We start from the raw sequence: 26,445 nt of genomic DNA on the forward strand, positions 1-26,445 counted from the left end.
TCAGTGAATGAGAGAAAAGATTATGTTTACAGGCATTATTGAAAGTTTAGGTAAAGTAGAAAGCCTGCAAAGTGTGGGCGGTGATGTACGTTTGCGTATTCAGACCGATTTGGATATGTCGGATGTGCATTTGGGGGATTCAATTGCCACCAATGGTATTTGCCTGACTGTGATCGAGTGGGGCGACAATTGGTATGCCGCAGATGTGTCCCGTGAAAGTTTGAACCGTACCACTTTAGGCACATGGAAAGTGGGTCAGCCTGTCAATGTCGAAAAAGCCATGTTGCCGACCACACGTTTTGGTGGACATATCGTAAGTGGCCATGTTGATGCAGTCGGTGAAATTACGCTGGTACGTGAAGATGCACGTTCAATTTACTATGAAGTGACTGCACCTGCAGAAATTGCCAAATATTTGGCAGAAAAAGGTTCGGTGACCGTCGATGGCATCAGCCTGACCATTAACCATTTACGCGGCAGTGTTATCAGTCTGAATTTAATTCCACACACGGCAGAGCGTACCAATATTGGCACATGGAAAGTTGGCAGCAAAGTCAATTTAGAAGTGGATGTCTTGGCGCGTTATATTGAGCGTTTGCTCTTGGGTGATAAAGCTGCAGAAACTACGCAGCAATCTAAAATTAGCATGGAATTCTTGGCTGAAAATGGCTTTTTAAAATAAGCACAGAGCCGAATGAAATTTAAACAGTCTGATTGAAAAATTAGACTGTTTTTTTGTTTTTAGGGATAATTAAAAAGATAAAGATGTTTTTTTCATCATAAACACCCCTTTGGTTTAATGTAGATGATTGATTTTTTAATGAATTTGGAACACTGGCTGCCATTATTACTCGATAATTATGGTCTGTGGATCTATGCCATTTTGTTTCTGATTATTTTTGCAGAAACAGGTTCTGTGTTCATGTTCTTTTTACCAGGCGATAGTTTGCTGATCGCAATTGGTGCCTTGTGTTCCACCACCGATGTGGTGCATTTGCACTATATGGGGATTTTACTTTTTGTCGCTGCGGTCTTGGGATATAGCGTCAACTATTACACTGGACGAATTCTAGGGGTGAAGTATTTTCATCAACATTCACGTTATTTCAAACCTGAATATATTGTCAAAACCAACCATTATTTTATGAAACATGGTGGCAAAACTATTTTAATGGCGCGTTTTATACCGTTTGTTCGTTCATTTGCACCATTTGCTGCAGGGTCAGGGCTCATGCCTTTGGCGACCTTTAGTTTTTATAATGTGGTGGGTGCTGCCGTATGGATTTTTTCTTTAATGGCAATAGGTTATGGCTTGGGTAATATTTTGTCTTGGTTGGGTGATTGGATTTAAATTCCTCATTTTTTCTATTTTCTTCTTCTAAATCCACCGCGATAACTAAAAAAGTGGATTGATGGCCACAAAAAAAGCCCACCGTGTGGACTTTTGATCTGGTTCAGTTTTAGTGTTTGGTGACAATTAATTCTGTGCCACCCAAGCGCGGGCTAAAAGTATCGTTACTTTGAATTGAAAACTCACCCTTTTCCGCTTCTTTAGACAAGTACATGCTTAATGATTGGAAATCTGCACGACTGATCCATAAATCCTGAGCACGAATACTCCACTGTTCGCCCGTATTAAGATGGTCGATTTTGCCTGAAATTTTCGTCAAGATATCCATTTGAAACCCATGATTGCAAAAGTCATTAAAGGAGATGAAAGTTGAAAATTCAACTTTTTCTGGATGATTATCATGTGACAAAATTATTTCATTTTGATGACATTGGGCTTAAGACTTTGGGCTAATTGGGGATAAAAAGTAAAATTATTCTTTAGAAAAATTTGAATTTTTTAAGATATAGTCAATTTCTTCTTGGGCTGCAGCATGTAGTCGCGCACGAAAGATCGTTACCGCCTGCTCAATTTGAGTTTCGGCTTCTAGCTCTAAACGCAAACGTACACTTTCAAGTTCAGAAACAATTTGATCATCACTTACCGCAGTTGCGGCTTGATTAAAAGTCACCGCAGGTAATTCAGGATTTTGCTCATAACGTGCAGTATAGTTTGAAATTTCCTGATCCAGACTTTGACGCATCAACTCAAGTGCTTGAGTTTGTTCTGCAAAGCGTTGCGCTTCATCTTGCTGTAGCTGTGCAGCATAAGCGGCTTGTTCTGCACGTTGCTGTTCTAATTTGAGTTCGAGTGCCAATTGGCGACGTTGCCGTGCTTCTTCAATCAAACGTGCTTTCAGGTCAGCATAGGCTTGTTCAATTTTTTCCTGTGATTGTTGCTGAGCGCGCTGATCTTCTGCAATCCAGTTGTGTAATTGCGTTTCAGGTTGCAAGACCTCACAAATTCGATGCAGATCATCCATAAATGTCTGGCGCACAGCCTGAGGCGCGGTTAACCAGCGCTGTTTAAAATCTGAGCCGACATTTAAAGTCACCGCATCTCTCCTTATTTTGAGCAGTATTTTTAAAAAAACGTTTTAAAATTAAAGCTTAAACGTCTGTGGTTCTATGCCCAAACGTCGATATTGTTTAAATTTTTCACGTCCAAGCACTTTAGCTGCTTCGTGATTTTCAATAATCTCAATAATGTGACTAAATTTTGCATAGGCTTCAAGTGCCTGACTGTTAAAATTAAACACAATCCAGTCCGATTGCTGCGGTAATTCGGCAGAAATACATACGCTGGCCTGTGTTTGGTTAATGCCATGCGGAATAAAACTGCTGGCATCAAAACTCCACAGACGCTCATCCAATATTTGCTGTAACTCTGGATCAGGGCAATGCAGCCAAATGCGTGCCTGCTGCCGCAAAATTTTGCGGCATAAACGGCAAGTGCTTTCCACTTGCCGTTCAGGACTTTTTTCAAACAAATAAAAGCTAACTTTAGCCATTATTGCTTGCACGTTGTGCGAGGAACTGCATCAATAACGGTACAGGACGACCTGTTGCGCCTTTATTGCTGCCTGAATTCCATGCAGTGCCTGCAATGTCTAGATGCGCCCAGCGATAGTCACGGGTAAAGCGTTGCAAGAAGCATGCTGCAGTAACTGAACCTGCTTTAGGCCCACCAATATTGCCAATATCGGCAAATGGTGAATCCAGTTGTTCTTGGTAATCGTCAATCACGGGCATACGCCATACACGGTCAAATGCAGTGTGTCCCGCAGCATCCAATTCCGCCGCAAGTTCATCATCTGGGGTAAACATGCCTGTCAGTACCGAACCGAGTGCAACCACGCAAGCGCCTGTTAAAGTCGCAATATCAATCACCAAAGCAGGGTTGAAGCGTTTCACATAGGTTAGGGTATCGCACAGCACCAAACGACCTTCGGCATCGGTATTTAAAATTTCGATGGTTTGGCCGCTCATACTGGTCACAATATCACCCGGGCGAGTGGCTTTGCCTGACGGCATATTTTCTGCAGCGGCAATCGTGCCGACCACATGGATAGGTAAACGTGCTTCACATAGCGCGCGCATGGTGCCTAAAACTGAAGCAGAACCACACATATCAAATTTCATTTCATCCATCCCTAAGCCGGGTTTGAGTGAAATGCCGCCTGTATCAAAGGTGATGCCTTTACCGACCAATACCACAGGTGCTTCATCACGCTGTGCTTGATATTCGAGGCTAATAATGCGCCCTGGACGATCTGAACCTTGACTGACTGCAAGGAAAGCGCCCATGCCTAATTCTGCCATTTCTGCTTCATCTAAAATGGTGACTTTGAGTAGGTCTGGATATTCTGCCGCAAGTGCTTGAGCTTGTTCTGCCAAATATTCAGGGAAACAAATGTTGCCCGGACGGTTGCCCAAGTCACGTGCCATGTTTTGACCCGATTGCATGGCTTCAATCAATTGAAGTTGATCTGCGCTGAGTGGGCTGTTATTGGCAATGAAATGGATTTGTTCAAGCTGAAATTCATTCTTTTTGCTTTTGTATTCATCAAAAGCATAGGCTGCTTGGGTCAGGCTGAGTGCAAATACATAATGCAGCTCGCTAGGCAGGGCAGACAAGTCAATGCTGATCTGTTTAAATTTTTTTTGTGAAGATTTGATAATGCTTTGTGCAATTTTTGCCAGCTTTGCGGCTGGTAATTCTTCGGTTTTACCCAAACCGATCAGGTTGCTATTGGCGCATTCAACAACGCTAGCCACCAAACTTAAACTTTCATTAAAGCCTGCTTTAAATTGTGTCGCTTGAATAATGCTGTCTAAATCCTTGATTTGATAAGCAGCAGTTGCCTGTGGCACCTGTTCTGCAGCCACTAAAATTGACAAAGATTCACTCGCGCTGTGTTCTTGGAATGAGGGACTTAAGCTAAATTTAATCACTGGATTTTATGCCTATCTAAATGTGCAAACTATGCAACCATTGAAACATTTTTATGCGTCGAGTTTCAATGTATAACAAGGCGATAGGTTTTATATTTTCAACATTCAGGTAAACTAACGCGAATTGGATTCCCTCACATTTTGGAAGAAATAATTTGATTATTCGGCGTTATTTGGTCAAGCAAGTTGTGTCGACATCCTTGGTTGTGATTGCCTTACTGACTTTGATCATGATGGGTGGTCGCTTGATCAAGTATTTTGGCGTGGCGGCACAAGGGCGTTTGGATGCGAGTATTTTATTCAGCATCATTGGCTATCGCTTGCCTGAATTTTTGACGCTGATCTTACCTTTGGGTTTCTTTATTGGTTTGATGCTGGTATTTGGTCGTTTATATGTCGACCATGAAATGGCGGTGCTCAATAGTAGTGGTGTGAGTCGGCATCAACTGGCACGTTTATTGGTGCCAATGACCTTGGTATTTCTAATCGTTCAAGGTTTCTTAATGCTGTGGGCATCACCGTGGGGACTGCGTCAGTTTGAAGCATTGACCACCAGTCAGGCAGTACGCACAGGTTTTGATTTGGTGCGACCCAAAGAATTTATTTCTTCAGGGCCATATACCATTTACGCAGGCGATCTGTCCGAAGATCGTAAAAACCTGAAAGATATTTTCTTCTATCAACGTGCAGAAAAAGCAGGTCGTCCTGATGTCATGATTCTGGCAAAAGAAGCGACACGGGTAGAGTTGGAAAATGATCCTGCCAATGTGGTGGATTTGGTCGAAGGGCGTCGTTATGAAATATTTCCGGGCACAGCCAAATATTCACAGGCAGAATTCCAAAGTTATCGTTTACGTTTAGAAAATGATAAAGAAGCCAAATTTGAAAGTGCCGAAGTAGAAGCCTTAACCACCTCGCAACTTTGGAAAAACCGTGCAGACCCTGTGGTCGCAAGTGAACTCGGCTGGCGTATTTTTGTGCCTTTTGCGATTGTGGTGGCGTTGTTTTTAGCCGTGGCATTGTCAGAAGTTAGTCCGCGTCAGGGGCGTTATTTAAAACTGTTTCCTGCCTTGTTAATTTTCGCCAGTTTGATTGTGGCGCTCATGGCGGTTAAAACCCGTATCAGCAAACAAGAAATGGGCATGATTGCTTATCCGTTGGTGTTGTTGGCTTATGCGATTGCGGCAGCCTTGTTCTCACGTAAACAAAAACTAGCACCTAAAATTAAGCAGCAAATTCAGCGAGTGAGGTCTTAAGATGTTGGCACGTCGTATAGTTGCAAAACACGTCACCAAGACCACTGCACTGGCTATGTTTGGTGCAACGGCAATTTTGTCTGGTTTGCAGGTGTTGTTTACCTATTTAGGCGAATTGGGTTCACTCAATGAAAACTATAGTGCATGGCAGGCATTGCTGTATGTATTGTGGGGTGCGCCAAATTATCTCTATGAAATTTTGCCGATTTCTGCCTTGATTGGCGCAGTGTTAGGCTTGGGTACGTTGGCATCCAACAGCGAATTGATTGTGATGCGTTCTGCAGGGATTAGCCTGTGGCGTATTGTGGGATGGGTGATTCGTTCCGCCATGGTATTGGTACTGCTGTCTTTTGTGCTCAGTGAATGGGTGATTCCATACACCAATGAACAAGCCAAAAGTGTTAAAAGTCACCGTAGCGTCGCTGAGCTGGGTGAAGTTCGTGGCTATTGGTCGCGCGAAGGCAATCGTTTTATTTATATTGACTACGCCAATGCCCAAGGGCAGCTCAAAAATGTACAAGTGGTCGATTTTGATGATAACTATCGCTTGCGTGGTACATTGTCTGCAGATCAGGGACAGTTTGTTAAAGACGGTAGTTGGTTGCTCAATCAAACTGAACAGATGGATATTTTGCAGGCGGGCAACGCGACTTTAGCTAAAAACAGCGAACAGGCTTTGGCTTTAGCATTGCAACCGAAATATGTGCACATGGTCACCATCGACCCTGAAGATTTATCCCCAAGTCAATTGGTCAGTTTCATGAGTTATATGCATGAATACAGCCAAGTACCCAAAACCTACCAACTGGCGTTCTGGCAAAAACTTGGTGCACCCTTTGCGCTGATTGCTTTGGTGGTGATTGCTTGCTCCTTTATTTTTGGGCCGTTACGTCAGCAATCTATGGGTTTCCGTTTGGTGATTGCTTTATTTGTCGGCTTAACCTTCTTTTATTTACAGGATTTCTTGGGCTATGCCAGCTTGGTCTATGCACCATCGCCTGCGTGGTTCGTATTTATTCCTATTATTCTGATGTTTGTCATCGGCGGTTACTTACTGCATCGTGCGCGTTAAGTGCGGGCCGATGCTGCTGCTTTTTCCGTATGATTGGGTAAACCTATCTGAATCAGTGGCGGAAACCATCTTCTGAACATAGAGTCTTGACGCAAAATTCGTTAAGATAGCATGATTAATTTGTAGACGAAAAAGAGTATTGATTATGGCGGATGCAACTGCTGGCAAAATCCCTCACGTATTGGTGATTATGGATGGTGTGGGTCATCGCGAAGCGGTCGAAGACAACGCGTTTTTAGCAGCGAAACGACCAAATTTGACTGCTATGCAGGAAAAGCATCCGCATGGTTTGATCTCTGGTTCAGGTGAAGATGTGGGCTTGCCAGATGGTCAAATGGGTAACTCTGAAGTTGGTCACATGAACTTGGGTGCAGGACGTGTGTTGTACCAAGACTTTACCCGTATTACCAAAGACATTCGTACAGGCGCTTTCTTTGAACATGAAGTGTTGGTCGATGCGGTAGAAAAAGCCAAAGCAGCCAACGGTGCAGTGCATCTGCTTGGTTTATTGTCTGAAGGCGGTGTGCATTCGCATGAAGATCATATCGTGGCGATGGCAGAATTGGCATTAAAACGTGGTGCAAAAGTTTATCTACATGCCTTTTTAGATGGCCGTGATACGCCACCCAAAAGCGCGCAGCCTTCTTTGGAAAAATTGGACGCATTATTTGCACAATATCCAAATCAAGGTCGTATTGCCAGCCTGATTGGTCGTTACTATGCGATGGATCGTGACAACCGTTGGGATCGTGTAGAACAAGCCTATCGTCTACTTACCGAAGGTGAGGCAGTACGCACTGCGGCAACTGCGGTTGAAGGCTTGGCAGCGGCTTATGCGGCAGATGAAAGCGATGAGTTTGTTAAAGCCACCCGTATTGGTGAAATTGCCAAAATTCAAGATGGCGACAGCGTGGTGTTTATGAACTTCCGTGCTGACCGGGCACGTGAATTGACCAAAGCTTTTGTGGAGCAAAACTTTGCTGGTTTTGAACGTAAAGTTGTGCCGCAATTGTCTAAATTTGTGATGCTGACCCGTTATCAAGCCAGCATTGCTGCGCCAGTGGCGTACATGCCAGAAGATTTGAAAAACTCCATTGGTGAATATTTGTCAGACTTGGGCAAAACGCAATTGCGTATTGCTGAAACTGAAAAATACGCACACGTGACGTTCTTCTTTAGTGGTGGTCGTGAAGATGAATATCCGGGTGAAAAACGTATCCTGATTCCATCGCCAAACGTAGCAACCTACGACTTAAAACCTGAAATGAGCGCTTATGAAGTGACTGATGAACTGGTTGCAGCCATTAATTCAGGTGAATATGATTTGTTGGTGGTGAACTATGCCAATGGCGATATGGTCGGTCATACTGGTGTGTTTGATGCAGCTGTCAAAGCAGTGGAAGCAGTAGATACCTGTTTGGGTCGCGTTTATGAAGCGGTGATGGCGAAACAAGGTCACATGATTATTACAGCTGATCATGGTAACGTCGAGCAAATGCAAGACTATGACAGTGGTCAGGTACATACTCAGCACACCACTGAATTGGTGCCATTCATTTATGTAGGCCCAACTCAGGCCACCATTTTGGAAGGTGGTGTGTTGGCAGATGTTGCACCAACTTTATTGAATTTGATGCAATTGCCAGTGCCAGCAGATATGCAAGGTCGCAACTTAATTCGCCTACAGGCATAACCCTCGAGACAGGTAGATGATGGAATGACGGCTCACAAAATTTATGCGGTTGTGTTGGCAAGCGTGTTGTGTGCCAGTCATTCGAGTGTTTGGGCTGCGCCAGATTTGGAGTTAGATGGCCCTACACTACAACAGGACTATGTCGATGTGCCTGTAGAGTCGATACAGGAATTTGTGCAAATCTATGGCATTGTCAAAGACAACTATGTGACTGAAAAAAGTGATGATGCCTTGTTTCAGCAAGCCATTCGTGGCTTGGTGAGCGGTTTAGATCGTTATTCACGCTATTTAACTGCTGAAGAATATAAACAACTTTTACAATATACCGAAGGCGACTTGGCCTCGGTTGATTTTACTTTGCGCTATGACGCTGCCCAGCAACATTGGGTCATTCAAAATTTAAGTGCCAATGCCGACTCGGCTAAACAAGGGCTGAAGAATGGCGACAGCCTATTTAAAATTGATAACCAAGAACTGAAAAAGCTGAGTGCAGATCAGGTCAATAACCTGCTCACAGGCTCAGTGGGATCGACTGTAAGCGTACAACGTGCAGCCAATCAGCCTGAAATTATGTTGGTACGCAACAAAAAAGTAGAAACCGATATTCAGGCGCAGATGCTTTCTAATCAGGTCTTGTTGTTAAAAGTACGTGTGTTTCAGCAAGACACCGCCAATGAAATTAAACGCTTAATTGAAGAACATAGCACGCCACGCTTAAAAGCCGTATTGATTGATCTGCGTAATAACCCAGGAGGCTTACTGTCTGCTGCGGTGGAATCTGCCGATTTATTTTTAAATCAGGGTGTGATTGTATCGACCAAAAGTCGTTCTGAAGGCGATCAACAATTTCAGGCGTTACCTAGCTTTGAATTTCAAAATTTAAAAGTCGGAGTACTGATTAATCATCGCTCTGCATCTGCGGCAGAAGTCTTTACCGGTGCTTTAAAAGACCATTCACGCGCTTGGGTGATGGGCGAAAAAAGTTATGGCAAGGGGGTGGTGCAAAAGCTGTTCCCACTTAGCGATGGTGCTGCCTTACAAATGACGGTTTCGCATTATTACACCCCACGCGAGCAAATGATTGAAGGGGTTGGGATTCAGCCGAATCAGCAATATATTCAAAGTCCTGAAATGAAAGAAGAGGCTTATCTTGAGCATGTGGCAGATTTACTGCTGAGCCGCCGTTAAGTCTCATCTGAGTAACACGTATTTTTAGACAGTCTTCATTGTTTAGCGTTTACTCATCTTCAGTATCTAATCCAAACTTTTTCAGACGATAGCGCAAAGAACGGAAAGACATGCCCAATTTTTTTGCTGCCAACGTACGGTTCCAGTGGGTCAGGTGCAGCGCATTCAGTAAAATGTCTTTTTCTACTTTTTCCAAGTAGGCTTCTAAACCTTCTTCAGGCAGTTTGCGTCCTGTCAGCAATACATCTGTCACGATCTGCTGTGGTGTTTCTGCTGTAGGTTGTGGTTCAGTGGTTGCTGTATTGCTCATACTGAATTGGCGCAAGGGTGCGGTTTGTAAGTGTTTGAGATCAATAACATCATCATCACTCAGGGTAATGGCACGTTCAATAATATTGCGTAACTCACGCACATTACCCGGATAGTACTGTTCTAATAAAAATTGCTGGGCACGAGGTGTCAGTTGTTTGGCAGGAATGTCCCATTCTTGTGCAACTTTTTGAATGAAGTGGTCTGCCAATAACAGAATATCTTGTCCACGTTCACGCAAGGCAGGCAAGACCAAATCCATCACGTGAATACGGAAGAATAAATCCTGACGGAAACGTCCTTGCTGAACCAAACTTTCTAAGTCCTGATGACTGGCGCTGATCACACGAAAATCGACATCAATTTCACTATCTGAACCCACAGGACGGATGCGCTTTTCCTGAACGGCACGCAGCATTTTGACTTGCATGCTCAGTGGCAGTTCGGCAATTTCATCTAAAAATAAGCTGCCACCATGTGCAGATTGAATCAGACCTTGTTTGTCTTGAGTCGCTCCTGTAAAGCTACCTTTTTTGTGTCCAAATAGCTCGCTTTCCATGAGTTCGGTGGGGATTGCACCACAGTTAATTGCAATAAATGGTCCTTCGTTGCGGTTACTTAAACGGTGAACCAAATTGGCGACAACTTCTTTCCCCGTACCTGATTCGCCTGTAATAAATACAGGCGCTTGCGAGCGCGCAATTTTTTTGATGGTGCTGCGCAATTGCTGAATAGGCAAAGATTGCCCAATCAACATTTTATATTCAAGCTGATCTTGGCTGTGATGATCGGTGGTGTCGAAAGGTTTATTCAGTGCTTTTTCAAGGAGTTGCTGTAAATGTATTTGATTGACAGGCTTGCTGACAAAGTCAAATGCACCTGCTTTTAAAGCAGCAATCGCAATATCCATATTGCCGTAGGCGGTCAATACGGCAACAGGTACATTCGGATATTGTTCGGAAATCCATTCAACCAGTTGCAAGCCATTGCCATCGGGCAGGTTTAAGTCGGTTAAGCAAGCATCGTACTGATGTTCTGCCAATAATTGCTTGGCTTGTGCTAAACGATACGCGACATGGGTTTGAATCCCCATACGTGCCAAAGTCATCTGCATGAGGGTACAAAGGTCTTCTTCGTCATCGACCAATAAAACCAAAGGTTGAACAGCGTGCATATTTTCCCCAAAACCACACAAAATTAAATCAAAACCACAGCAACAAGATTGATCCAATATCAATCGCGTTTATTCAATGGCACGTAGACATTTCATCCTGAAACATGCGCCTTGTTCTTGTTCTACATAGCTCAGCTTGGCTTGATTCGCCTCGCAAAAACTATGCGATAGATACAATCCTAAACCAGTTCCATTGATTTCGGTACTGAAAAATGGCTGGAACAGATAGAGGAGATCTTGACTGGCGACACCTGCACCAAAATCCCGCACATCAATATAAATATAAGTTGCTTGCGGATAGGCCGTAATCTCAATGGGCTGCTGTGCAGCATTGTGTCGAATGGCGTTACGAATCAGATTAATTAGCACTTGGCGAAACTGTGATTCATCAAACTGGATGCTCAGTGGTTCGGTCAGTGTAAGCTGAATTTGACTCGCTGCATCAGGTAAATCTTCCTGAATGAATTGTGGCAAAAATTGATTGAGCTGAATCGCGACAGGCGTGGTTTGTTTATTTTTGACCATACTCAGCGTGTCGTGAATAATCTTATCAATCCGTGTCGCTTGTTTGCTGATCATGTCCGACAGCAATTGTTGCTGTGCAGCATCACTGCCTGTAAATAAATTGTTGGCTTGTACAATGGCTGCCAACGGGTTGCGAATTTCGTGCGCAATACTGGCAGAGAGTTGTCCTAAGGCGGCTAATTTGAGTTGCTGGACTTGCTGATTGATTTTACGTCCATCCTGCAGCGCCAATAAAGTCAGCGTTTGATGTGGCACTTTGAGTTTTTGTACCTGAATATGCACATGAAAATGACTCAGTTGCGACTCGAATTGAAATTTTTCTCCATCTTGCAATTGATCAAATTTGAACAGATCAAATAAATCGGGCTGAATTTTATACAATGGATAGGTCGCGTGCGCATATTTAGGATGAATCCCCAACAGATGACAGGCTGCAGGGTTACTGAGGACGACATAGCAATTTTCATCTAAAACCAAATAGCCCATTTCGGTTTGTTCTAAAATATAACGGTTGATATTTTGTAGGCGGTTTAATTCCAAAGATTGCGAAAAATTTAGATTTTCTAAAATTTGGAAACGCCGTACTGCAATACGTCCACTGCCATAAACCACCCAAAATAAAAATGCCAATAGCGCACTTTGACCAATATTATTTAGCGATGAAAAGTCCAGCAAACTCCCAACAAAGTGTTGGTAAATCACCATAATCATCGCGATGAGGGTAATGGCTAAGGCTTTACGCTTTTGCAGCAAGAGTGATGCTGCAAAAATCGTGATCGCAAACAGCAGACTTAAATATAAATTAGGGCCATCGCTGGCAAAAGTCAGGCTACTGAGCGCGATAATATCGACTGCAAAAAACAGGGTCAGTTGTTGCGTGCTTTTAAAAGGAATATATTTATAGCTGATCAGTTGCAGGCAGCTAAAAATAAAATAGCAGACCAAGGTATACAGATATAAACCCGGGTGCTGATATTGTGTGCCAAGCTGCTGAAAGGTGAGTAGGGTAATCAGCAGCAAACAAAAGGCAATCAGCAGTCGGTAAGTACCATACCACATGCCAAGATGATACTGATTTAACTCAGAATGTTGTTTTAAATCTGGCATATCGTAAAGGTCTTATTTGTGCATCAACAGCGTTGAAAATTTAGGGTTTAATCAGTCCATAACGAATGGCAAGGTGAGTCAGTTTGACATCACTATCAATATTTAATTTTTCAAAAATACGGTAACGATAGGTATTTACGGTTTTTACACTGACAAACAACTTATCGGCAATTTCCTGTGCGCTAATACAATTCACCACCATCATCGCCACTTGCATTTCACGTTCTGAAAGACTATCAAAAGGCGATTGTTGTGTGTCAGATAAGTATGAACTTGCCAGTTGTTCGGCAATGTCGGCACTGAAGTATTTACCGCCCTGCATGACTTTTTTAATGGCACGTACCATTTCACTGACAGGTGCGCCTTTGGTGATATAGCCTTTTGCACCTGCTTTCAGCAATAAAGAAGGGTAGGGTTCTTCTGCCAAACCACTCACCGCCAAGACCTTAGTGTCTGGTGCAGTTTGCAATAGACGACGTGTGGTTTCTACGCCTCCAATCCCAGGCATGTTCACATCTAACAACACCACATTGGGATGATGCTGACGCACTAAGGTAATCGCTTCTTCACCCGATTCAGCTTGTCCAATCACCTGCACATCGGCATGGTCTTCGAGCATACGGCAAATCCCAGTACGTACCAATTCATGATCGTCGACTACTAAAACTGTGATCACCTACACTCTCCCTTTGAAAAAATCATCTTTTTTGTTACATAAAGCAAAATTAGCTTGCAATGAAACGACAAAATTAGCAATGCTATTCTTAATCTAGAATGAAAAGTTCTGCACAATATGGTGTCAAAAACGATTCATTGTTGTATTTTTAAATGTAAGGCATATTTGAGGTAATACGCAAATGTATCTTACCTCCCTGAGTTGAGTAAGCAGTCGTGAAAAATTCTAAGAAGTCGTTCATGCATGTGCTGGTCGCATCTATGATGTTCAGCCTAAGTTCTGTCAGTTTTGCTGAACTTGTCATCAATCCTTCCTCTGGGAGCGACGGTCAGGCGACCTTAAGTTGGTCTTCGGAGCAAGCCGATCAATTCTTAAATGGTGATCTGGAAAGTACCAGTGCGAGCGCTCAGGCTGCGCCAGAGAGCTATGTTGCTGAACCTACTCCGCCAGGTTCAACGAAAATTACCACTACAGTGCGTAGTAGCAATGGTGTTGCGCCTGCTTCCACTGCGCCTAAAACAGTCCGTATTTTAGATACCTCTGCTTATAGCAACCAACCATCAGTTAATGCACGTGCGGCTTTGGTGATGGATGCGCAAACAGGTGAAGTGCTGTATAGCAAAAATACCAATGTGGCATTACCTATTGCATCTGTGACCAAGGTGATGACTGCCGTGGTGACTTCTGATGCACGTTTGAATATGTCTGAACAAATCACTTTGCAATCGATTGATTTTGCAGGTGCAGCAGGTAAAAACTCAAGCTCAACTTTGCGTGTGGGCGACAAGTTAAACCGTGCCGAAGCGTTACTGTTTGCATTAATGAAATCTGAAAATCCTGCAGCAGCAGCGTTGGCACGTACTTATCCAGGTGGGAAAAATGCCTTTGTAGCCGCAATGAATGCTAAAGCGCGTGAATTGGGCATGCATTCTACCCGTTTTACCGAAGCAACAGGCTTAGACCCACGTAATGTATCTTCTGCGCGTGATTTGGGTATTTTGGTCAGCACCGCTTCGCAATATGGTTTGATTCGCCAATTCTCAACCACGCCAACCTATGACTTTAACTTGGGTTATCGTGTTTTAAAATCTAACAATACCAATGCACTGGTACGTAATGGTGGTTGGAATATTAATCTGTCTAAAACAGGCTATATCAATGAAGCAGGGCGTTGTGTGGTGATGCATACCACTTTGAATAACCGTCCTGCAGTGGTGGTGCTTTTGGGTGCAGATACTTCACAAGCACGTACCAATGATGCAACTCGCTTAATGAGTTGGGCAAGCCAGTTACCTAAACGTATTTAAGAGCACATTCAGCTTGGAGCGTTGAGTTATCAATCGTATGACTCAACTTCCGTTAAAGTTGCATGATTCCAAATACAAAAAAACCTGCTAATGCAGGTTTTTTTGATCACGATTCAAAACTTACATGTTTGAAAGGATAGAGTCTTTTACTTGTTGCATTGTAGCATCAATAGAGAGCATCACCGCATCTGCACATTGTTTCATTGCAGTGTCAGGATCTTTCAGACCGTTACCTGTTACGGTACATACAATCACAGAACCTTCTTTGATTTTACCTGCTTTGATGTCGCGCATTGCACCACCAATAGACGCAGCAGATGCAGGCTCAACAAATACGCCTTCATACATTGAAAGCATGCGTTGTGCTTCTAAGATTTCAGCATCAGTTAGCTCATCAAACCAACCTTCTGAATCGCGTACAACGGCTTTGGCATGGTTCCAGCTTTGTGGGTTACCAATACGAATTGCAGTTGCAACAGTTTCAGGGTTTTCTACAGGCGCACCACGTAAGAATGGCGCAGCGCCAGACGCTTGATAACCCACCATGATTGGGCGGCCTTCAGGGTTTGGACCTGTGAATTTGTCCGTTGCTGCGTCATAGACCACTTGCTCGAATTGATCGGCAGATTGGTTGGCAACCGCTTCGGTATAACCCATCCAGTGTGCAGTAATGTTGCCTGCGTTACCTACAGGTAAGCAGTGGTAATCTGGTGCACGACCTAACTCATCTACAATTTCATACGCAATGGTCTTTTGACCTTGTAGGCGGTAAGGGTTGATCGAGTTCACAATGGTCACAGGTGCTTGGTCAGCAACTTCTTTAACTAGACGCATACCATCGTCAAAGTTACCGCGGATTTGCATGGTGATGGCACCGTACATCATCGCTTGTGCCATTTTACCCATGGCAATTTTGCCTTCAGGAATTAAAACGAATGCTTTGATGCCTGCACGTGCAGCATAGGCAGCAGCAGCAGCAGAAGTATTACCTGTAGATGCACAGATAATGGCTTTTGAACCTTCTTCAACTGCTTTAGTAACTGCCATGGTCATACCACGGTCTTTAAATGAACCTGTCGGGTTTAAGCCTTCATACTTCACATAAATTTCAACATCTTTACCAATAATGCGTGGAATATTCTCAAGCTTAATCAGTGGCGTGTTTCCTTCGCCTAGAGAGATTGCACGTGTGGTTGCAGACACTGGTAAACGGTCACGATAACGGTCAACTAAACCAGTATAACGATTGGCATTCGACATGATGATGTTCCAATTGTGTGTAGAGCTTGGCAAGGGGAAATACTCCCCTCCACCCGATTAATTATCAAGCGATTCTAAACGAATTCGTACAATTTCGCCATGAATGGTTGGCAATGCTTGAATTTGTTGTAACGCTTCATCCATTTTTGATTCTAGGACTGGGTCAGTCAGAATCACGATAGGAATAAGGTCTTTTAAGCGTGATTGCTGCATGATGGCATCAATACTGATTCCCGCGCGGCTTAAAATAGTGGTCACATCAGCAAGTACGCCAGTTTGGTCTTCGGCATTAATGCGAATGTAGTAACCCGTGGTCATTTCTTCACGGCTTAAAATTGGCAAGTCGGTTAAGGCTTCAAATGCCAATTGCGGAATTGTACCTGCGCCATCTTCGGTATAAGAAATGTCACGGACAATATCAACGACATCTGCAACTACTGCAGAGGCTGTTGGGCCTGCACCTGCACCTGCGCCATAATAGAGCGTTGGACCAACCGCATTGGCTTGTACCAAGACCGCGTTTTTCACGCCATTAACATTGGCAATCAATTCTTCTTCAGGAATTAAAGTTGGGTGAACACGCAGTTCAATACCTTTATCGGTACGACGGGCAATACCCAAGTGTTTGATGCGGAAACCGAGTTCTTCGGCATATTTCACATCTTGCGCGGTCACTTTGCCAATACCTTCGGTAAAGACTTTGTCAAACTGTAGCGGAATACCAAATGCACATGAAGCCAAAATAGTCAGTTTGTGAGCAGCATCAATACCTTCGACGTCAAAAGTCGGATCGGCTTCGGCATAGCCTAATTCTTGTGCTTCTTTCAGTACATCTTCAAATGCACGACCTTTTTCACGCATTTCACTTAAAATGAAGTTGCCTGTACCGTTGATGATGCCTGCCAACCATTCAATTTTGTTGGCAGCCAAACCTTCACGGATGACTTTAATAATTGGAATACCACCTGCAACCGCAGCTTCATAGGCAATTTGTACGGCATTGTCTTCAGCTGCTTTAAATAGCTCATTGCCGTGTTCTGCAAGTAGGGCTTTGTTGGCTGTCACTACTTGTTTGCCGTGCTTCATGGCTTCCATGATCACGTCATAAGCAGGGTGAATACCGCCCATCACTTCAACCACCACGTCTACATCGGGTTGACGGACAATGTCCATCAAGTCGGAGCTTTGCTTGACCGATTCAGGCAAGTTTAGGTCAGGACGCGGACGACGTGTTCCCACATAAGTGATTTCAATTTCACGACCGGTGCGACGTCTAATCTCAGCAGCATTTTCTTTTAATAGTTTAAGGGCACCACCACCCACAGTACCAAGACCGAGGATTGCCAGACGAACTGGTTTCACGTCACACTCCATATTTTAATAACTTTAAGCAAGCCTAGATCATAGCTAAAAAAACGCGCTGACTCTAGGGCAGATCTCACTTATCTTCACAGTATAAAAAAAAGTAAAATAACGCATAAAAAATCGTTATTTATATTGGCTTCATAGATGCTACGTCTTGGTGTATTGGGATGATGCAGCATCCACAGATCCGCTATTTTTATTTGTCTAAGCGCTTGATCAATTCAGCGGTAGACAGATAGCCGCCTAAATATACGCCTTCGGCATTATAAATCGCAGGTGTGCCATTGACGCCCATATTTAAGCCCAATTGATACTGAGCACGAACAGGGTTTTTACAGTTGGCAGGTGCAATTTGTGCGCCATTCATGACCTGATTAAAGGCAGCGTGACGATCTTCGCTACACCAAATTGCTTCCATAGCAGGCATGTGCTGTTCACCACGCGGCCAAGCAATGTAACGGACTTCAATGCCTTTACCATTCATTTCATCCATTTGTTCATGTAGACGATGGCAATATGGACAGCTGACATCGGTAAATACATAAATGACGTGTTTGGTTTTGCCTTTGGCAGGGAATACCAATAAATCTTCCTGTTTTAATTCAGCAAAAATTTTCTTGTTCACGCCTGCTTGCAGGTTTTCACTGACGTTATGTAGTTCTTTGTCACCTAAACGGATCACATCGCCCTGAATAATGTATTTGCCATCACTGGTGGCATAGACCGATGACATGCCTTCAAGACTCACCCAAAATAAATTTGGAACTTCAGTGGCTTTAATGTCGGTAATTTTGGCGTTGATACCTGCAGTTTTAAAATGTTGCTGCAAGGTTGTACTTAAACGCTGTTGTGCATTGCGTTCAATTAGGGTTGATGCTTCACCCGTTGCAGGCGCACTGGCGGTGAGTGTGGTTTGCTTTTTATCTTCATTGTTTGCATTTGAACATGCGGTGATTGCAAAAGCACTTGCCAGTGAACAGGCAATCAAAAGTGTCGAGCGGGTAAATGTCATAAACAACCCTTTCTTGTTGGCATAAAAAATAGAGCGTTAGCATAACAAAAAATATTCGTGATCGTTAGGGTCTGTTGCCATTTCATAAATGGCTTACGTTCATAGATGAAGTGTCAACAGACCCTATGCTTCTACGTCGTTTTTGTTTTTTTAAGCCCGTGGATGATGTTGGGCATGCAATTGCTGCATACGGATTTGTGCAACGTGGGTATAAATTTGTGTAGTGGATAAATCGCTGTGCCCGAGCAGCATTTGTACCACACGTAAATCTGCCCCATGATTGAGTAAGTGTGTGGCAAAGGCATGTCTTAACGTGTGTGGCGATAACTCGGCTTGAATGCCTGCTTGCAGGGCATAGCGTTTAATGGCATACCAAAAATTTTGTCGGCTCATAATGCCGCCATGCACCGTTAAAAATAGATAATCGGTGGCACTTTTATACAGTTGCGGACGCGACTCGGTTAAATATTTTTCTATCCATTCACAAGCGACTTGTCCCATAGGCACCAAACGCTCTTTATTGCCTTTACCTACAATTCGTAAATAGCCTTGTTTTAGGTTGATTAATTCTAAACGTAAATTCAGCAATTCCGTCACTCGTAAACCGCAAGCATATAAGACTTCAAGCATGGCACGATCTCGTAATCCGAGTGCAGTGTTGATGTCAGGAGCGTGAATTAAGGCTTCAACATCGGCTTCAGATAAATCTTTGGGTAAGGCACGACCTAATTTTGGGGTTTTATGCGCAGCAACAGGGTTGTCAGAGCGCAGTTTGTGCTCTCTTAAAAATTTATAAAAAGAACGTAGTGCAGACAGGCAGCGTGCAATAGAGCGGGGGCTTTTTTGTTGTTTGGTGAGTTCGATGAGTACATCTGAAATATCGTCATGATTCCATTCAGGCATGGGTTTGCTGACATAGTCACTGCATTGAATTAAATCGGACAGATAGGCATTGCGGGTATGCGGGCTGACACTTTGCGCGATTAAATCGTTGCGATAGCCTTCCAAAAAGCTCAAAGCTTCTGGAATTTGTATTGCAGCAGGAATACGAGGTTTTTTGTTCAGCATAGGAATCACAGACGAAATCACAAAATTAATTGAGAAATTCGATAATAAGCAGCGTTATTTTCTACTCTAATCCAATTCAGCAAGGCTGTCGATGTGATATAAAGCATTTAAATGTAAGTCGACCTTATTTGTTAATTGTTCTCATTTGCATGTTATAATATGCAAAATGGTATAGGAATTTCACGGTGCGTTTGTCAGAACTTAAAGCAAAACAAACAGCCATCATCCGTCAGGTATTACGTACCGCCGATGGTGGAACATCCCTTAGTGACTTGGTGGCAAACCGCTTAGAAACACTGGGTTTTGTGCCGGGTACGCAGGTGCAGGTGATTACCAAAGGTATTTTTGGTGGTGATCCAATCCTGATTCAAGTGGGATTTACCCGTTTTGCTTTGCGCAAAGTAGAAGCTGAACGCATTGAAATTGAACAAGGGGTGTCCGCATGAGCGATGCCTTACGTATCGCACTTGTAGGGAATCCAAACTGCGGTAAAACATCTTTATTTAACCATTTGACAGGGACACGTCAAAAAGTTGGCAACTACGCAGGCGTGACCGTAGAGCGTAAAGTCGGGCAATTCACCTTGCCTTCGGGACAGGCGGTGCGGGTGTTGGATTTGCCCGGAACTTATAGTTTAGAAGCCACCAGTCCCGACGAAGCCATTACTCGAGATGTGGTACAAGGCAAAATTGCTGAAGAAGGGCAGCAAGATGCATTTTTGTGTGTGGTCGATGCGACCAACTTAAAACTGCATTTGGGTTTGGTGCTTGAAATGATTGAGTTGGGACGTCCGATTTTGTTGGTACTCAACATGATGGATGAAGCACGCCGCCGCGGGATGCAAATTAATACGCAAAAATTGTCTGAGCGTTTGGGTGTACCTGTGGTGGAAACCGTGGCAGTGCGTGATTCAGGTATTCAAAACTTAATGCATGCCTTAGATCAGGGCAAATTTGCTGTTCCGCAGACAGAATTGACAGGCTTAACAGGCAGTCAGCATCAACGGATTCAAACCATTTTGCATGATGTGGTGCACTTTGTAGATCAAGAAGACAAACGCTCCGACTTCCTCGATAAAATTTTTTTACATCCTGTATTCGGTTTAGTCAGCCTTGCGGTGATGATGTTTGTTGTCTTCCAAGCGGTATTTGCTTGGGCTGCACCGTTTATGGATGGCATCGAAAGTTTATTTGGCTGGCTAGGTGAAGTGATTGGCGAAAACATTAGCCATCCCTTGCTGAACAGCTTGATTGTGGATGGCATTATTGCGGGCGCAGGCGGTGTGGTGGTGTTCTTGCCGCAAATTTTAATTCTGTTCCTGTTTATTTTAATTTTAGAGGAATCGGGTTATTTGCCACGTGCCGCATTCTTGCTCGATAAGCTGATGTTTAGCGCAGGTTTGAGTGGTCGTGCCTTTATTCCATTGCTGTCTAGTTTTGCCTGTGCAGTGCCGGGCATTATGGCAACACGTAGTATTGCTGACCCACGTGATCGTTTAACCACGATTATGGTTGCGCCGTTAATGACTTGTTCTGCGCGCTTGCCTGTATATGCCTTACTCATCGCAGCATTCATTCCCAATCAAACTGTATGGGGCATGTTTAATTTACAAGGTCTGGTCTTGTTCGGTCTGTATATGGCAGGCATTGTGAGTGCCTTGGGCGTATCTTTTGTGCTTAAATTTTTGCAAAAAGATAAATCTGAGCATGTCTTGTTGATGGAACTACCAAGTTACCGTTTTCCAGACCTAAAAAGTGTTTGGATTGGTTTGCTAGATCGCGCCAAAATTTTCTTAAAGCGTGTCGGTGGCATTATTTTTGCACTGTCGATTTTATTGTGGTTCTTGTGTACGTTCCCGCAGCCGCCTGAAGGCGCGACCATGCCTGCAATTGACTATAGTTTTGCAGGGATGCTGGGGCATGTATTACAGCCAATTTTTGCTCCTGTGGGCTTTAACTGGCAGATCGTGATTGCCTTGATTCCTGCGATGGCAGCGCGTGAAGTGGTGGTGGCTGCATTAGGCACAGTCTATGCCTTATCTGCAGTGGATGAAGATGCCATGTCCCAAGGTTTGGCTGCTTTAATTAGTGGTGGTGGTGAACTGGGCTGGTCATTGGCAACGGGTTTATCGTTATTGGTGTGGTTTATTTATGCACCGCATTGTTTGGCAACTTTAGCAACAGTAAAACGCGAAACAGGATCATGGCGTACGGTCAGTATTATGACCTGCTATCTATTTGGTTTGGCTTATTTCATGTCATTCCTGACTTATCAAACGGCATCGTATTTGTTGGGTTAAGGCACATGCCTGACCTACAGGAGTAGATGAACATGGTTGAAATTTTAATTGTTGCTGCATTGGTACTGTGGAGTGCTGTAGTAGTCTTTAAAAAAGTCTTTCCCAAGACTTCTGGCGCAGTTTTTCTAAAACTCTCCAATTTCTGTACTGAAAAAGGCTGGCATGGCTTGGCCAAATGGCTAAAACCTGCAGCCGCGGCAGGCTGTGGTGGCAGTTGTGGTTGTGATTCTCAAGATCAACCCGCAGAAAAGAAAGTTGAAGTTCAAGCGGTGAAGTGGAAATAGACTTGTTTATTCACTTTAGCAATATTCTTTTTAAAAACCGTCTGCAATATGACGGTTTTTTTACGCACTGACACAAAAAAACTGCAGGAACTGCAAACAGAAAAAGCATTCAAAACAGCAAAGTGCTACTATTTTGTCTGTTTCAAAATTAGCGCACAAAATGGGGCAAAAATGTTAATACAACGTGGTGGATTAAAAGTCGTTGCAGGACTTGGTATTTCTGGTGTTGCAGCCGTTAATTTTTTACATCATCAGGGTTACCGCGTTGCTGTGACAGATTCTCGCCCCACACCCCCAGGGCATGATCAAATTCCTGCCGAAGTGGAAACCCGTTTTGGTCAGTTTGATCAGGATTTATTGCTGTCTGCGGAAGAAATTGTGATTAGCCCAGGTTTAGATCCAAAACTCCCTGAAATTCAGGCTGCGATGGCGCAGGGCATTCCTGTGGTGAGTGAAATTCAGATTTTACGTCGTGCGACCGACAAACCTATTGTGGCAATTACAGGGTCTAATGCGAAAAGTACCGTTACCACACTGATTGGTTTAATGGCAGAGCAGGCAGGCAAAAAAGTCGCGGTAGGTGGCAATTTGGGACGCCCTGCGCTGGATCTGATCAAAGATGATCCTGAACTGTATATTTTAGAACTCTCCAGTTTTCAGCTAGAAACCACCTCGAATTTAAATGCAGAAGTGGCGGTAGTGCTGAACATGAGTGAAGACCATTTAGACCGTCATGGCGATATGTTCGGTTATCACACCGCCAAACATCGTATTTTTCAGGGTGTGAAAAAAGTGGTGTTTAACCGTGATGATGCTTTGAGTCGTCCGTTGGTGCCAGATCAGACTCCTATGCAAAGTTTTGGCTTAAATGCGCCTGACCTAAACCAATACGGCTTATTAAAAGATGATGATGGCAGCATGTGGTTGGCACGTGGGCGTGAGCGTTTATTAAAAAGCACCGAGATGTATATTCAAGGCACACACAATATTGCTAATGCATTAGCGTGTTTGGCATTGGGTGAAGCCATTGGTTTATCTATGCACAGCATGCTGGAAACGCTGAAAACCTTTAAAGGTTTGGAGCATCGTTGTGAATTCGTCAAAGAATTACATGGGGTACGTTATTATAATGACTCCAAAGGAACCAATATTGGTGCAACTTTGGCGGCCTTAGATGGCTTGGGTGCAGCAATTCAGGCTCAAGGCGGTAAGGTTGCGATTATTTTAGGTGGGCAAGGCAAAGGGCAGGACTTTACTGCGCTACGTCAATCATTGCAACAATATGCCAAACTGGCAGTGTTGATTGGTGAGGATGCTACGAAAATTGAAACAGCAGTTGCGGGAACAACCCAACTCTTAACTGCAGATACCTTGCAACAAGCAGTTGAAATCTGCCAACAACATACACAAGCGCATGATGTGGTGTTATTGTCACCTGCATGTGCAAGTTTTGATATGTTCTCGGGCTATCCAGAACGTGGTCACAAGTTCGTTGCTTATGTCAACGCACTGGTATAACAACAATAAGGTGTGAGATATGGCTGGCTTTGCTCAGACAACAATCAATAAACTCAATCAGGTCTATGAGCGCTGGTTACCCAAACTGCCAGCGGAAGTGAATGTACGCAATGTACTGATTTTTAGCGTACTGGCGCTGTTATGTATTGGTTCAATCATGGTGGCATCGGCTTCGATGCCTTATGCCGAGCGCATGCATGAAAATGCCTTTCACTATGTATTGCGTCATGGCATTTCTATTGTGGTGGCATTAATCGCTGCCGTGATTGCCTATAGAGTGCCGCTGAATACCTGGTTTAACAACACCTTCTTTCTGTGGATTGTGACCATTGCCTTGTTGGCTGCAGTGTTGCTGGTGGGTACTGAAGTCAATGGTTCTAAACGCTGGATTCGGGTCGCAGGTTTTACCCTGCAAGCTTCCGAAGTCGCTAAAGTGATGATGGCCATTTTTACCGCTGACTATGTGGTGCGCCGTGCCGAAGAAGTGCGTAATAACATTAAAGGTCTGATTCGTCTTGCAGTGATTATGGCAGTCACGGTAGGTTTGGTGATTGCAGAGCCTGATTTGGGGGCGACCGTGGTGATTGCCTTGACCATGTTAGGGGTCTTCTTTTTAGCTGGTGCGCCATTAATTCAGTTTGGTATTGCCTTTGGCGCGATTATTGCCGCCTTTGTGTTTTTGGTGGTATTTGAGCCTTATCGTTTTGAGCGTTTAATGTCGTTCTCAAACCCGTGGAATGACCCTTTGGGTGTCGGTTATCAGTTGTCTAACGCCTTAATGGCATTTGGACGCGGTGAATGGGCAGGCGTAGGCTTGGGGCATAGTATCCAGAAAATGTCCTATTTACCTGAAGCACATACGGACTTTATGTTGGCTGTCTTAGGTGAAGAGTTTGGCTTTTTAGGCATTTTTGTGGTGTTGAGCTTGTCTTTTGCTATGCTGATTGCCTGCATTAAAATTGGTCATCGCGCCCTGAAAAACCAGTACTTACGTGCAGGATATTTGGCTTATGGCATCAGCATTATCTTCTTATTACAGATTATGGTGAATGCAGGCATGAATATGGGTATGTTGCCTACCAAAGGTTTGACTCTACCTTTTATTAGTTATGGTGGTTCATCGTTAATTATGTGTGCAGTGATGGTGAGTTTGATTCTGAAAATTGAAGCCAGCACGCATGAGATTAACCCTAGCCGTGAAGAATCCAGCTTCTAGAATTTATCCTTCTATTTCGCTTCTGGCTGAGCATGGTGCAAGACCATGCTTGGCATGACTGTTCCGCAGTGTAAGCACTTGACTGTAGTATTTTTTTGTTTAGACATAGGAAACAAGGGAATAAAAAATAAGGAAAAATATTGTCGTTGCTGTCTGAGTTCATAGCTACTGCGAGTGCGGCAAACGGGGCAGCTAAATTGACTTTTCTCGACCACTTTGGTTTTCGGTCCAACACCAAAAATAAAAAACATGACACAATCTCAAATGATCCATTTCAATTTGAGCATAACTGAATTTTAAATTTTATAAATAATAGCCGTGTAAAGCTGTGCCTGCAGGAATACGTGAAAGATCCCATTGCTGAATGGCTTGCGTAAGCATGCGTGCAGGGGTGTCTAATTCGACAGTGGCTTGATTTAAGGCAGTTAAAGCGGCTTGTAGCAGCTTCGGTGCTTGGGCTAAATCTAAAGCTTGTGCCAAGTTCTGTTTAGACAGTTTTTGCCCTTGTGCATTCATGGCTAAAGGCAGGTGCGTGTAGCTGAGTTTAGGGTAGCCTAACAGTTGCCCCAAATAGATTTGCCGTGCGGTGTTGTCGAGTAAATCTGCGCCGCGAACCACATGGGTAATGCCTTGCAAATAATCATCCACCACCACTGCCAGTTGATAATTGATAATGCCATCACGCCGTTTTAGGACAAAATCGCCCAAGTCCTGCGCAAGGTTGGAACATTGTTTGTCTTGCAGGCGGTCTTGAAAGCAAATCTCTTGGTCTGTGACTTTGACTCGAATCGCTTGATTGGCAAAATCTAAACCTAAATTGCGGCAAGTCCCTGCATAAATATGATTGGAGCCAAGCATTTTACGGGTGCATTGACAGGCATAGACCAAGTCGCGTTGCTGCAATTGTTGCAACACGGCTGCATAGAGATCGAGGCGATCTTTCTGGAAAATAATTTCGGCATCCGGCTCAAATTGAAAGGCATCAATACAACGCAAGATATGATTTTCACTGCCAGGGTAAATGCGTGGGATGTCAGTATCTTCAATACGTACCAGCCAAGTGCCGTGCTGGGCTTTGGCATCGCAATAACTGGCAACGGCAGTAATGAGAGAGCCAAAATGCAAAGGGCCGGTTGGCGATGGCGCAAACCGACCTGAGTAGCGCGTCAGCGAAATATGATCTCGCTGCTGCGCATGGGGAGCATGCTCCGCTAAAGAATTTTCAACAGTCACAATTAACCGTTATTTTGCTTCTCTTTGATCTCTGCCAAAGTTTTGCAGTCAATACATAACGTTGCCGTTGGGCGTGCTTCTAAACGACGCAGACCAATTTCGATACCACAAGTTTCACAGAAACCATAGTCATCGTTTTTAATCGCTTCAATGGATTGTTCAATTTTACGAATCAATTTACGTTCACGGTCACGGGTACGTAATTCAATCGCAAATTCTTCTTCTTGTGTCGCGCGGTCATTCACATCAGGCAAAGCGGTATTTTCGTCTTGCATGGTGTTGAGTGTACGATCTACTTCTGACATTAACTCTTCTTTCCACGCCATTAAAATTTGACGGAAATGTTCGAGTTGTCCTTCAGACATGTATTCTTCATTCTTTTTCGGCTGATAAGGTGCAATACCAAATAAGCTAGCTGTAGAACCACCCTCTAAAGCCTTTGGCTTTGCCTTACGCACGCGTTTTGTAGCTTTTTCTTCTACAAGATCTGTTTGTTCGTCCAAGACTTGATTTTGGTTGTCATTCGCCATGTAGGGCAT

Annotated in this window: 26 protein-coding genes; 12 read left to right on the forward strand and 14 right to left on the reverse strand. The window is 43.8% G+C overall.

The window, feature by feature from the left end; all coding sequences use genetic code 11:
* Positions 1-22: 22 nt before the first annotated feature.
* Both FTT78_RS10430 and FTT78_RS10435 read left to right on the forward strand, forming a co-directional pair.
* Entirely contained in the window at positions 23-682 is a 660-nt protein-coding gene (locus FTT78_RS10430) for a riboflavin synthase (protein WP_104852910.1), read from the forward strand.
* A gap of 123 nt (positions 683-805) precedes the next feature.
* Positions 806-1,351 (forward strand): VTT domain-containing protein, encoded by a 546-nt coding sequence (locus tag FTT78_RS10435; RefSeq protein WP_180044230.1) that lies wholly within the window; start codon positions 806-808, stop codon positions 1,349-1,351.
* Positions 1,352-1,460: 109 nt separating this feature from the next.
* On the opposite strand, the gene FTT78_RS10440 is transcribed toward FTT78_RS10435, so the two are convergent.
* The 4 genes from FTT78_RS10440 to FTT78_RS10455 all read right to left on the reverse strand — a co-directional run bounded on the left by FTT78_RS10440 (position 1,461) and on the right by FTT78_RS10455 (position 4,341).
* Positions 1,461-1,679, reverse strand: coding sequence for a hypothetical protein (locus tag FTT78_RS10440; RefSeq protein ID WP_004975675.1), 219 nt, complete (start codon positions 1,677-1,679; stop codon positions 1,461-1,463).
* A gap of 144 nt (positions 1,680-1,823) precedes the next feature.
* Positions 1,824-2,444, reverse strand: coding sequence for a hypothetical protein (locus FTT78_RS10445; protein WP_004975677.1), 621 nt, complete (start codon positions 2,442-2,444; stop codon positions 1,824-1,826).
* A gap of 48 nt (positions 2,445-2,492) precedes the next feature.
* Positions 2,493-2,900: a DNA polymerase III subunit chi gene (locus FTT78_RS10450; protein ID WP_131260997.1), complete on the reverse strand. Its 408-nt coding sequence runs from the start codon at positions 2,898-2,900 to the stop codon at positions 2,493-2,495.
* Positions 2,893-4,341, reverse strand: a complete 1,449-nt coding sequence (locus FTT78_RS10455) for a leucyl aminopeptidase (protein WP_154321289.1) — start codon at positions 4,339-4,341, stop codon at positions 2,893-2,895. Before FTT78_RS10455 ends, FTT78_RS10450 begins: the two co-directional genes overlap by 8 nt.
* Before the next feature lie 158 nt (positions 4,342-4,499).
* On the opposite strand from FTT78_RS10455, the gene lptF reads away from it, so the two are divergent.
* From lptF to FTT78_RS10475, 4 genes are all read left to right on the forward strand, one after another.
* A complete protein-coding gene (lptF, locus tag FTT78_RS10460) occupies positions 4,500-5,600 on the forward strand; it encodes an LPS export ABC transporter permease LptF (RefSeq protein ID WP_004975682.1) in 1,101 nt (366 codons plus the stop codon).
* A gap of 1 nt (position 5,601) precedes the next feature.
* A complete protein-coding gene (gene lptG / locus FTT78_RS10465; protein ID WP_004975683.1) occupies positions 5,602-6,672 on the forward strand; it encodes an LPS export ABC transporter permease LptG in 1,071 nt (356 codons plus the stop codon).
* Positions 6,673-6,817: 145 nt separating this feature from the next.
* On the forward strand, positions 6,818-8,365 hold the full coding sequence (gene gpmI / locus FTT78_RS10470; protein ID WP_180044228.1) for a 2,3-bisphosphoglycerate-independent phosphoglycerate mutase: 1,548 nt from the start codon (positions 6,818-6,820) through the stop codon (positions 8,363-8,365).
* Positions 8,366-8,389: 24 nt separating this feature from the next.
* The gene (locus tag FTT78_RS10475) at positions 8,390-9,553 is read left to right on the forward strand and encodes a S41 family peptidase (protein WP_136144310.1); all 1,164 of its coding nucleotides are present in this window, start codon (positions 8,390-8,392) and stop codon (positions 9,551-9,553) included.
* 49 nt (positions 9,554-9,602) lie between these two features.
* Here FTT78_RS10475 and FTT78_RS10480 read toward each other — a convergent pair whose 3' ends face one another.
* The 3 genes from FTT78_RS10480 to FTT78_RS10490 all read right to left on the reverse strand — a co-directional run bounded on the left by FTT78_RS10480 (position 9,603) and on the right by FTT78_RS10490 (position 13,344).
* Positions 9,603-11,036: a sigma-54 dependent transcriptional regulator gene (locus tag FTT78_RS10480; RefSeq protein ID WP_180044226.1), complete on the reverse strand. Its 1,434-nt coding sequence runs from the start codon at positions 11,034-11,036 to the stop codon at positions 9,603-9,605.
* A gap of 69 nt (positions 11,037-11,105) precedes the next feature.
* The gene (locus tag FTT78_RS10485) at positions 11,106-12,668 is read right to left on the reverse strand and encodes a PAS domain-containing sensor histidine kinase (protein WP_180044224.1); all 1,563 of its coding nucleotides are present in this window, start codon (positions 12,666-12,668) and stop codon (positions 11,106-11,108) included.
* A gap of 40 nt (positions 12,669-12,708) precedes the next feature.
* Complete coding sequence (locus FTT78_RS10490; protein ID WP_004975702.1) at positions 12,709-13,344, reverse strand: response regulator; 636 nt, start codon at positions 13,342-13,344, stop codon at positions 12,709-12,711.
* 215 nt (positions 13,345-13,559) lie between these two features.
* Between FTT78_RS10490 and FTT78_RS10495 the strand changes: the two genes are divergently transcribed.
* A complete protein-coding gene (locus FTT78_RS10495) occupies positions 13,560-14,651 on the forward strand; it encodes a serine hydrolase (protein WP_131260992.1) in 1,092 nt (363 codons plus the stop codon).
* 120 nt (positions 14,652-14,771) lie between these two features.
* Here FTT78_RS10495 and thrC read toward each other — a convergent pair whose 3' ends face one another.
* From thrC to xerD, 4 genes are all read right to left on the reverse strand, one after another.
* Positions 14,772-15,911 (reverse strand): threonine synthase, encoded by a 1,140-nt coding sequence (gene thrC, locus FTT78_RS10500; protein ID WP_004975706.1) that lies wholly within the window; start codon positions 15,909-15,911, stop codon positions 14,772-14,774.
* A 57-nt stretch (positions 15,912-15,968) separates the two neighbouring features.
* Entirely contained in the window at positions 15,969-17,273 is a 1,305-nt protein-coding gene (locus FTT78_RS10505; RefSeq protein WP_004975708.1) for a homoserine dehydrogenase, read from the reverse strand.
* Positions 17,274-17,472: 199 nt separating this feature from the next.
* Complete coding sequence (locus tag FTT78_RS10510) at positions 17,473-18,288, reverse strand: DsbC family protein (protein ID WP_004975709.1); 816 nt, start codon at positions 18,286-18,288, stop codon at positions 17,473-17,475.
* A gap of 150 nt (positions 18,289-18,438) precedes the next feature.
* On the reverse strand, positions 18,439-19,356 hold the full coding sequence (gene xerD, locus FTT78_RS10515) for a site-specific tyrosine recombinase XerD (protein WP_004975712.1): 918 nt from the start codon (positions 19,354-19,356) through the stop codon (positions 18,439-18,441).
* Between the two features lie 185 nt (positions 19,357-19,541).
* Here xerD and FTT78_RS10520 point away from each other — a divergent pair, with 185 nt between their 5' ends.
* The 5 genes from FTT78_RS10520 to ftsW all read left to right on the forward strand — a co-directional run bounded on the left by FTT78_RS10520 (position 19,542) and on the right by ftsW (position 24,673).
* Positions 19,542-19,802 carry a FeoA family protein gene (locus tag FTT78_RS10520; protein WP_004975713.1) on the forward strand — a complete coding sequence of 87 codons (261 nt, stop codon included), beginning with the start codon at positions 19,542-19,544 and terminating at the stop codon, positions 19,800-19,802.
* The gene (locus FTT78_RS10525) at positions 19,799-21,655 is read left to right on the forward strand and encodes a ferrous iron transporter B (protein WP_180044222.1); all 1,857 of its coding nucleotides are present in this window, start codon (positions 19,799-19,801) and stop codon (positions 21,653-21,655) included. Before FTT78_RS10520 ends, FTT78_RS10525 begins: the two co-directional genes overlap by 4 nt.
* Positions 21,656-21,687: 32 nt before the next feature.
* Positions 21,688-21,939, forward strand: a complete 252-nt coding sequence (locus FTT78_RS10530) for a DUF6587 family protein (protein ID WP_004975717.1) — start codon at positions 21,688-21,690, stop codon at positions 21,937-21,939.
* 171 nt (positions 21,940-22,110) lie between these two features.
* Positions 22,111-23,457 (forward strand): UDP-N-acetylmuramoyl-L-alanine--D-glutamate ligase, encoded by a 1,347-nt coding sequence (gene murD / locus FTT78_RS10535; RefSeq protein ID WP_104853279.1) that lies wholly within the window; start codon positions 22,111-22,113, stop codon positions 23,455-23,457.
* Positions 23,458-23,476: 19 nt separating this feature from the next.
* Positions 23,477-24,673, forward strand: coding sequence for a putative lipid II flippase FtsW (ftsW, locus tag FTT78_RS10540; protein ID WP_004975720.1), 1,197 nt, complete (start codon positions 23,477-23,479; stop codon positions 24,671-24,673).
* A gap of 11 nt (positions 24,674-24,684) precedes the next feature.
* On the opposite strand, the gene FTT78_RS10545 is transcribed toward ftsW, so the two are convergent.
* Genes FTT78_RS10545 through dksA form a run of 3 tightly spaced genes read right to left on the reverse strand, consistent with a single transcriptional unit; the run spans position 24,685 to position 26,436 of the window.
* Complete coding sequence (locus tag FTT78_RS10545) at positions 24,685-24,924, reverse strand: zinc-ribbon domain-containing protein (RefSeq protein ID WP_104852920.1); 240 nt, start codon at positions 24,922-24,924, stop codon at positions 24,685-24,687.
* A 52-nt stretch (positions 24,925-24,976) separates the two neighbouring features.
* A complete protein-coding gene (gene gluQRS / locus FTT78_RS10550; RefSeq protein ID WP_004975723.1) occupies positions 24,977-25,906 on the reverse strand; it encodes a tRNA glutamyl-Q(34) synthetase GluQRS in 930 nt (309 codons plus the stop codon).
* Between the two features lie 2 nt (positions 25,907-25,908).
* Complete coding sequence (dksA, locus tag FTT78_RS10555; protein WP_004975725.1) at positions 25,909-26,436, reverse strand: RNA polymerase-binding protein DksA; 528 nt, start codon at positions 26,434-26,436, stop codon at positions 25,909-25,911.
* Between the last annotated feature and the right edge of the window lie 9 nt (positions 26,437-26,445).

Source organism: Acinetobacter sp. YH01011 (assembly GCF_013420785.1).
GTDB classification, from domain to species: Bacteria; Pseudomonadota; Gammaproteobacteria; order Pseudomonadales; family Moraxellaceae; genus Acinetobacter; species Acinetobacter towneri.

Coding starts and splice junctions, on each gene's coding strand:
- FTT78_RS10430 (WP_104852910.1), top strand. CDS start 23: ATGTTTACAGGCATTATTGAAAGTTTAGGTAAAGTAGAAAGCCTGCAA.
- FTT78_RS10435 (WP_180044230.1), top strand. CDS start 806: ATGATTGATTTTTTAATGAATTTGGAACACTGGCTGCCATTATTACTC.
- FTT78_RS10440 (WP_004975675.1), bottom strand. CDS start 1,679: ATGGATATCTTGACGAAAATTTCAGGCAAAATCGACCATCTTAATACG.
- FTT78_RS10450 (WP_131260997.1), bottom strand. CDS start 2,900: ATGGCTAAAGTTAGCTTTTATTTGTTTGAAAAAAGTCCTGAACGGCAA.
- lptG (WP_004975683.1), top strand. CDS start 5,602: ATGTTGGCACGTCGTATAGTTGCAAAACACGTCACCAAGACCACTGCA.
- gpmI (WP_180044228.1), top strand. CDS start 6,818: ATGGCGGATGCAACTGCTGGCAAAATCCCTCACGTATTGGTGATTATG.
- FTT78_RS10475 (WP_136144310.1), top strand. CDS start 8,390: ATGACGGCTCACAAAATTTATGCGGTTGTGTTGGCAAGCGTGTTGTGT.
- FTT78_RS10480 (WP_180044226.1), bottom strand. CDS start 11,036: ATGCACGCTGTTCAACCTTTGGTTTTATTGGTCGATGACGAAGAAGAC.
- FTT78_RS10485 (WP_180044224.1), bottom strand. CDS start 12,668: ATGCCAGATTTAAAACAACATTCTGAGTTAAATCAGTATCATCTTGGC.
- thrC (WP_004975706.1), bottom strand. CDS start 15,911: ATGTCGAATGCCAATCGTTATACTGGTTTAGTTGACCGTTATCGTGAC.
- FTT78_RS10510 (WP_004975709.1), bottom strand. CDS start 18,288: ATGACATTTACCCGCTCGACACTTTTGATTGCCTGTTCACTGGCAAGT.
- xerD (WP_004975712.1), bottom strand. CDS start 19,356: ATGCTGAACAAAAAACCTCGTATTCCTGCTGCAATACAAATTCCAGAA.
- FTT78_RS10525 (WP_180044222.1), top strand. CDS start 19,799: ATGAGCGATGCCTTACGTATCGCACTTGTAGGGAATCCAAACTGCGGT.
- FTT78_RS10530 (WP_004975717.1), top strand. CDS start 21,688: ATGGTTGAAATTTTAATTGTTGCTGCATTGGTACTGTGGAGTGCTGTA.
- murD (WP_104853279.1), top strand. CDS start 22,111: ATGTTAATACAACGTGGTGGATTAAAAGTCGTTGCAGGACTTGGTATT.
- ftsW (WP_004975720.1), top strand. CDS start 23,477: ATGGCTGGCTTTGCTCAGACAACAATCAATAAACTCAATCAGGTCTAT.
- FTT78_RS10545 (WP_104852920.1), bottom strand. CDS start 24,924: ATGTTTTTTATTTTTGGTGTTGGACCGAAAACCAAAGTGGTCGAGAAA.
- dksA (WP_004975725.1), bottom strand. CDS start 26,436: ATGGCGAATGACAACCAAAATCAAGTCTTGGACGAACAAACAGATCTT.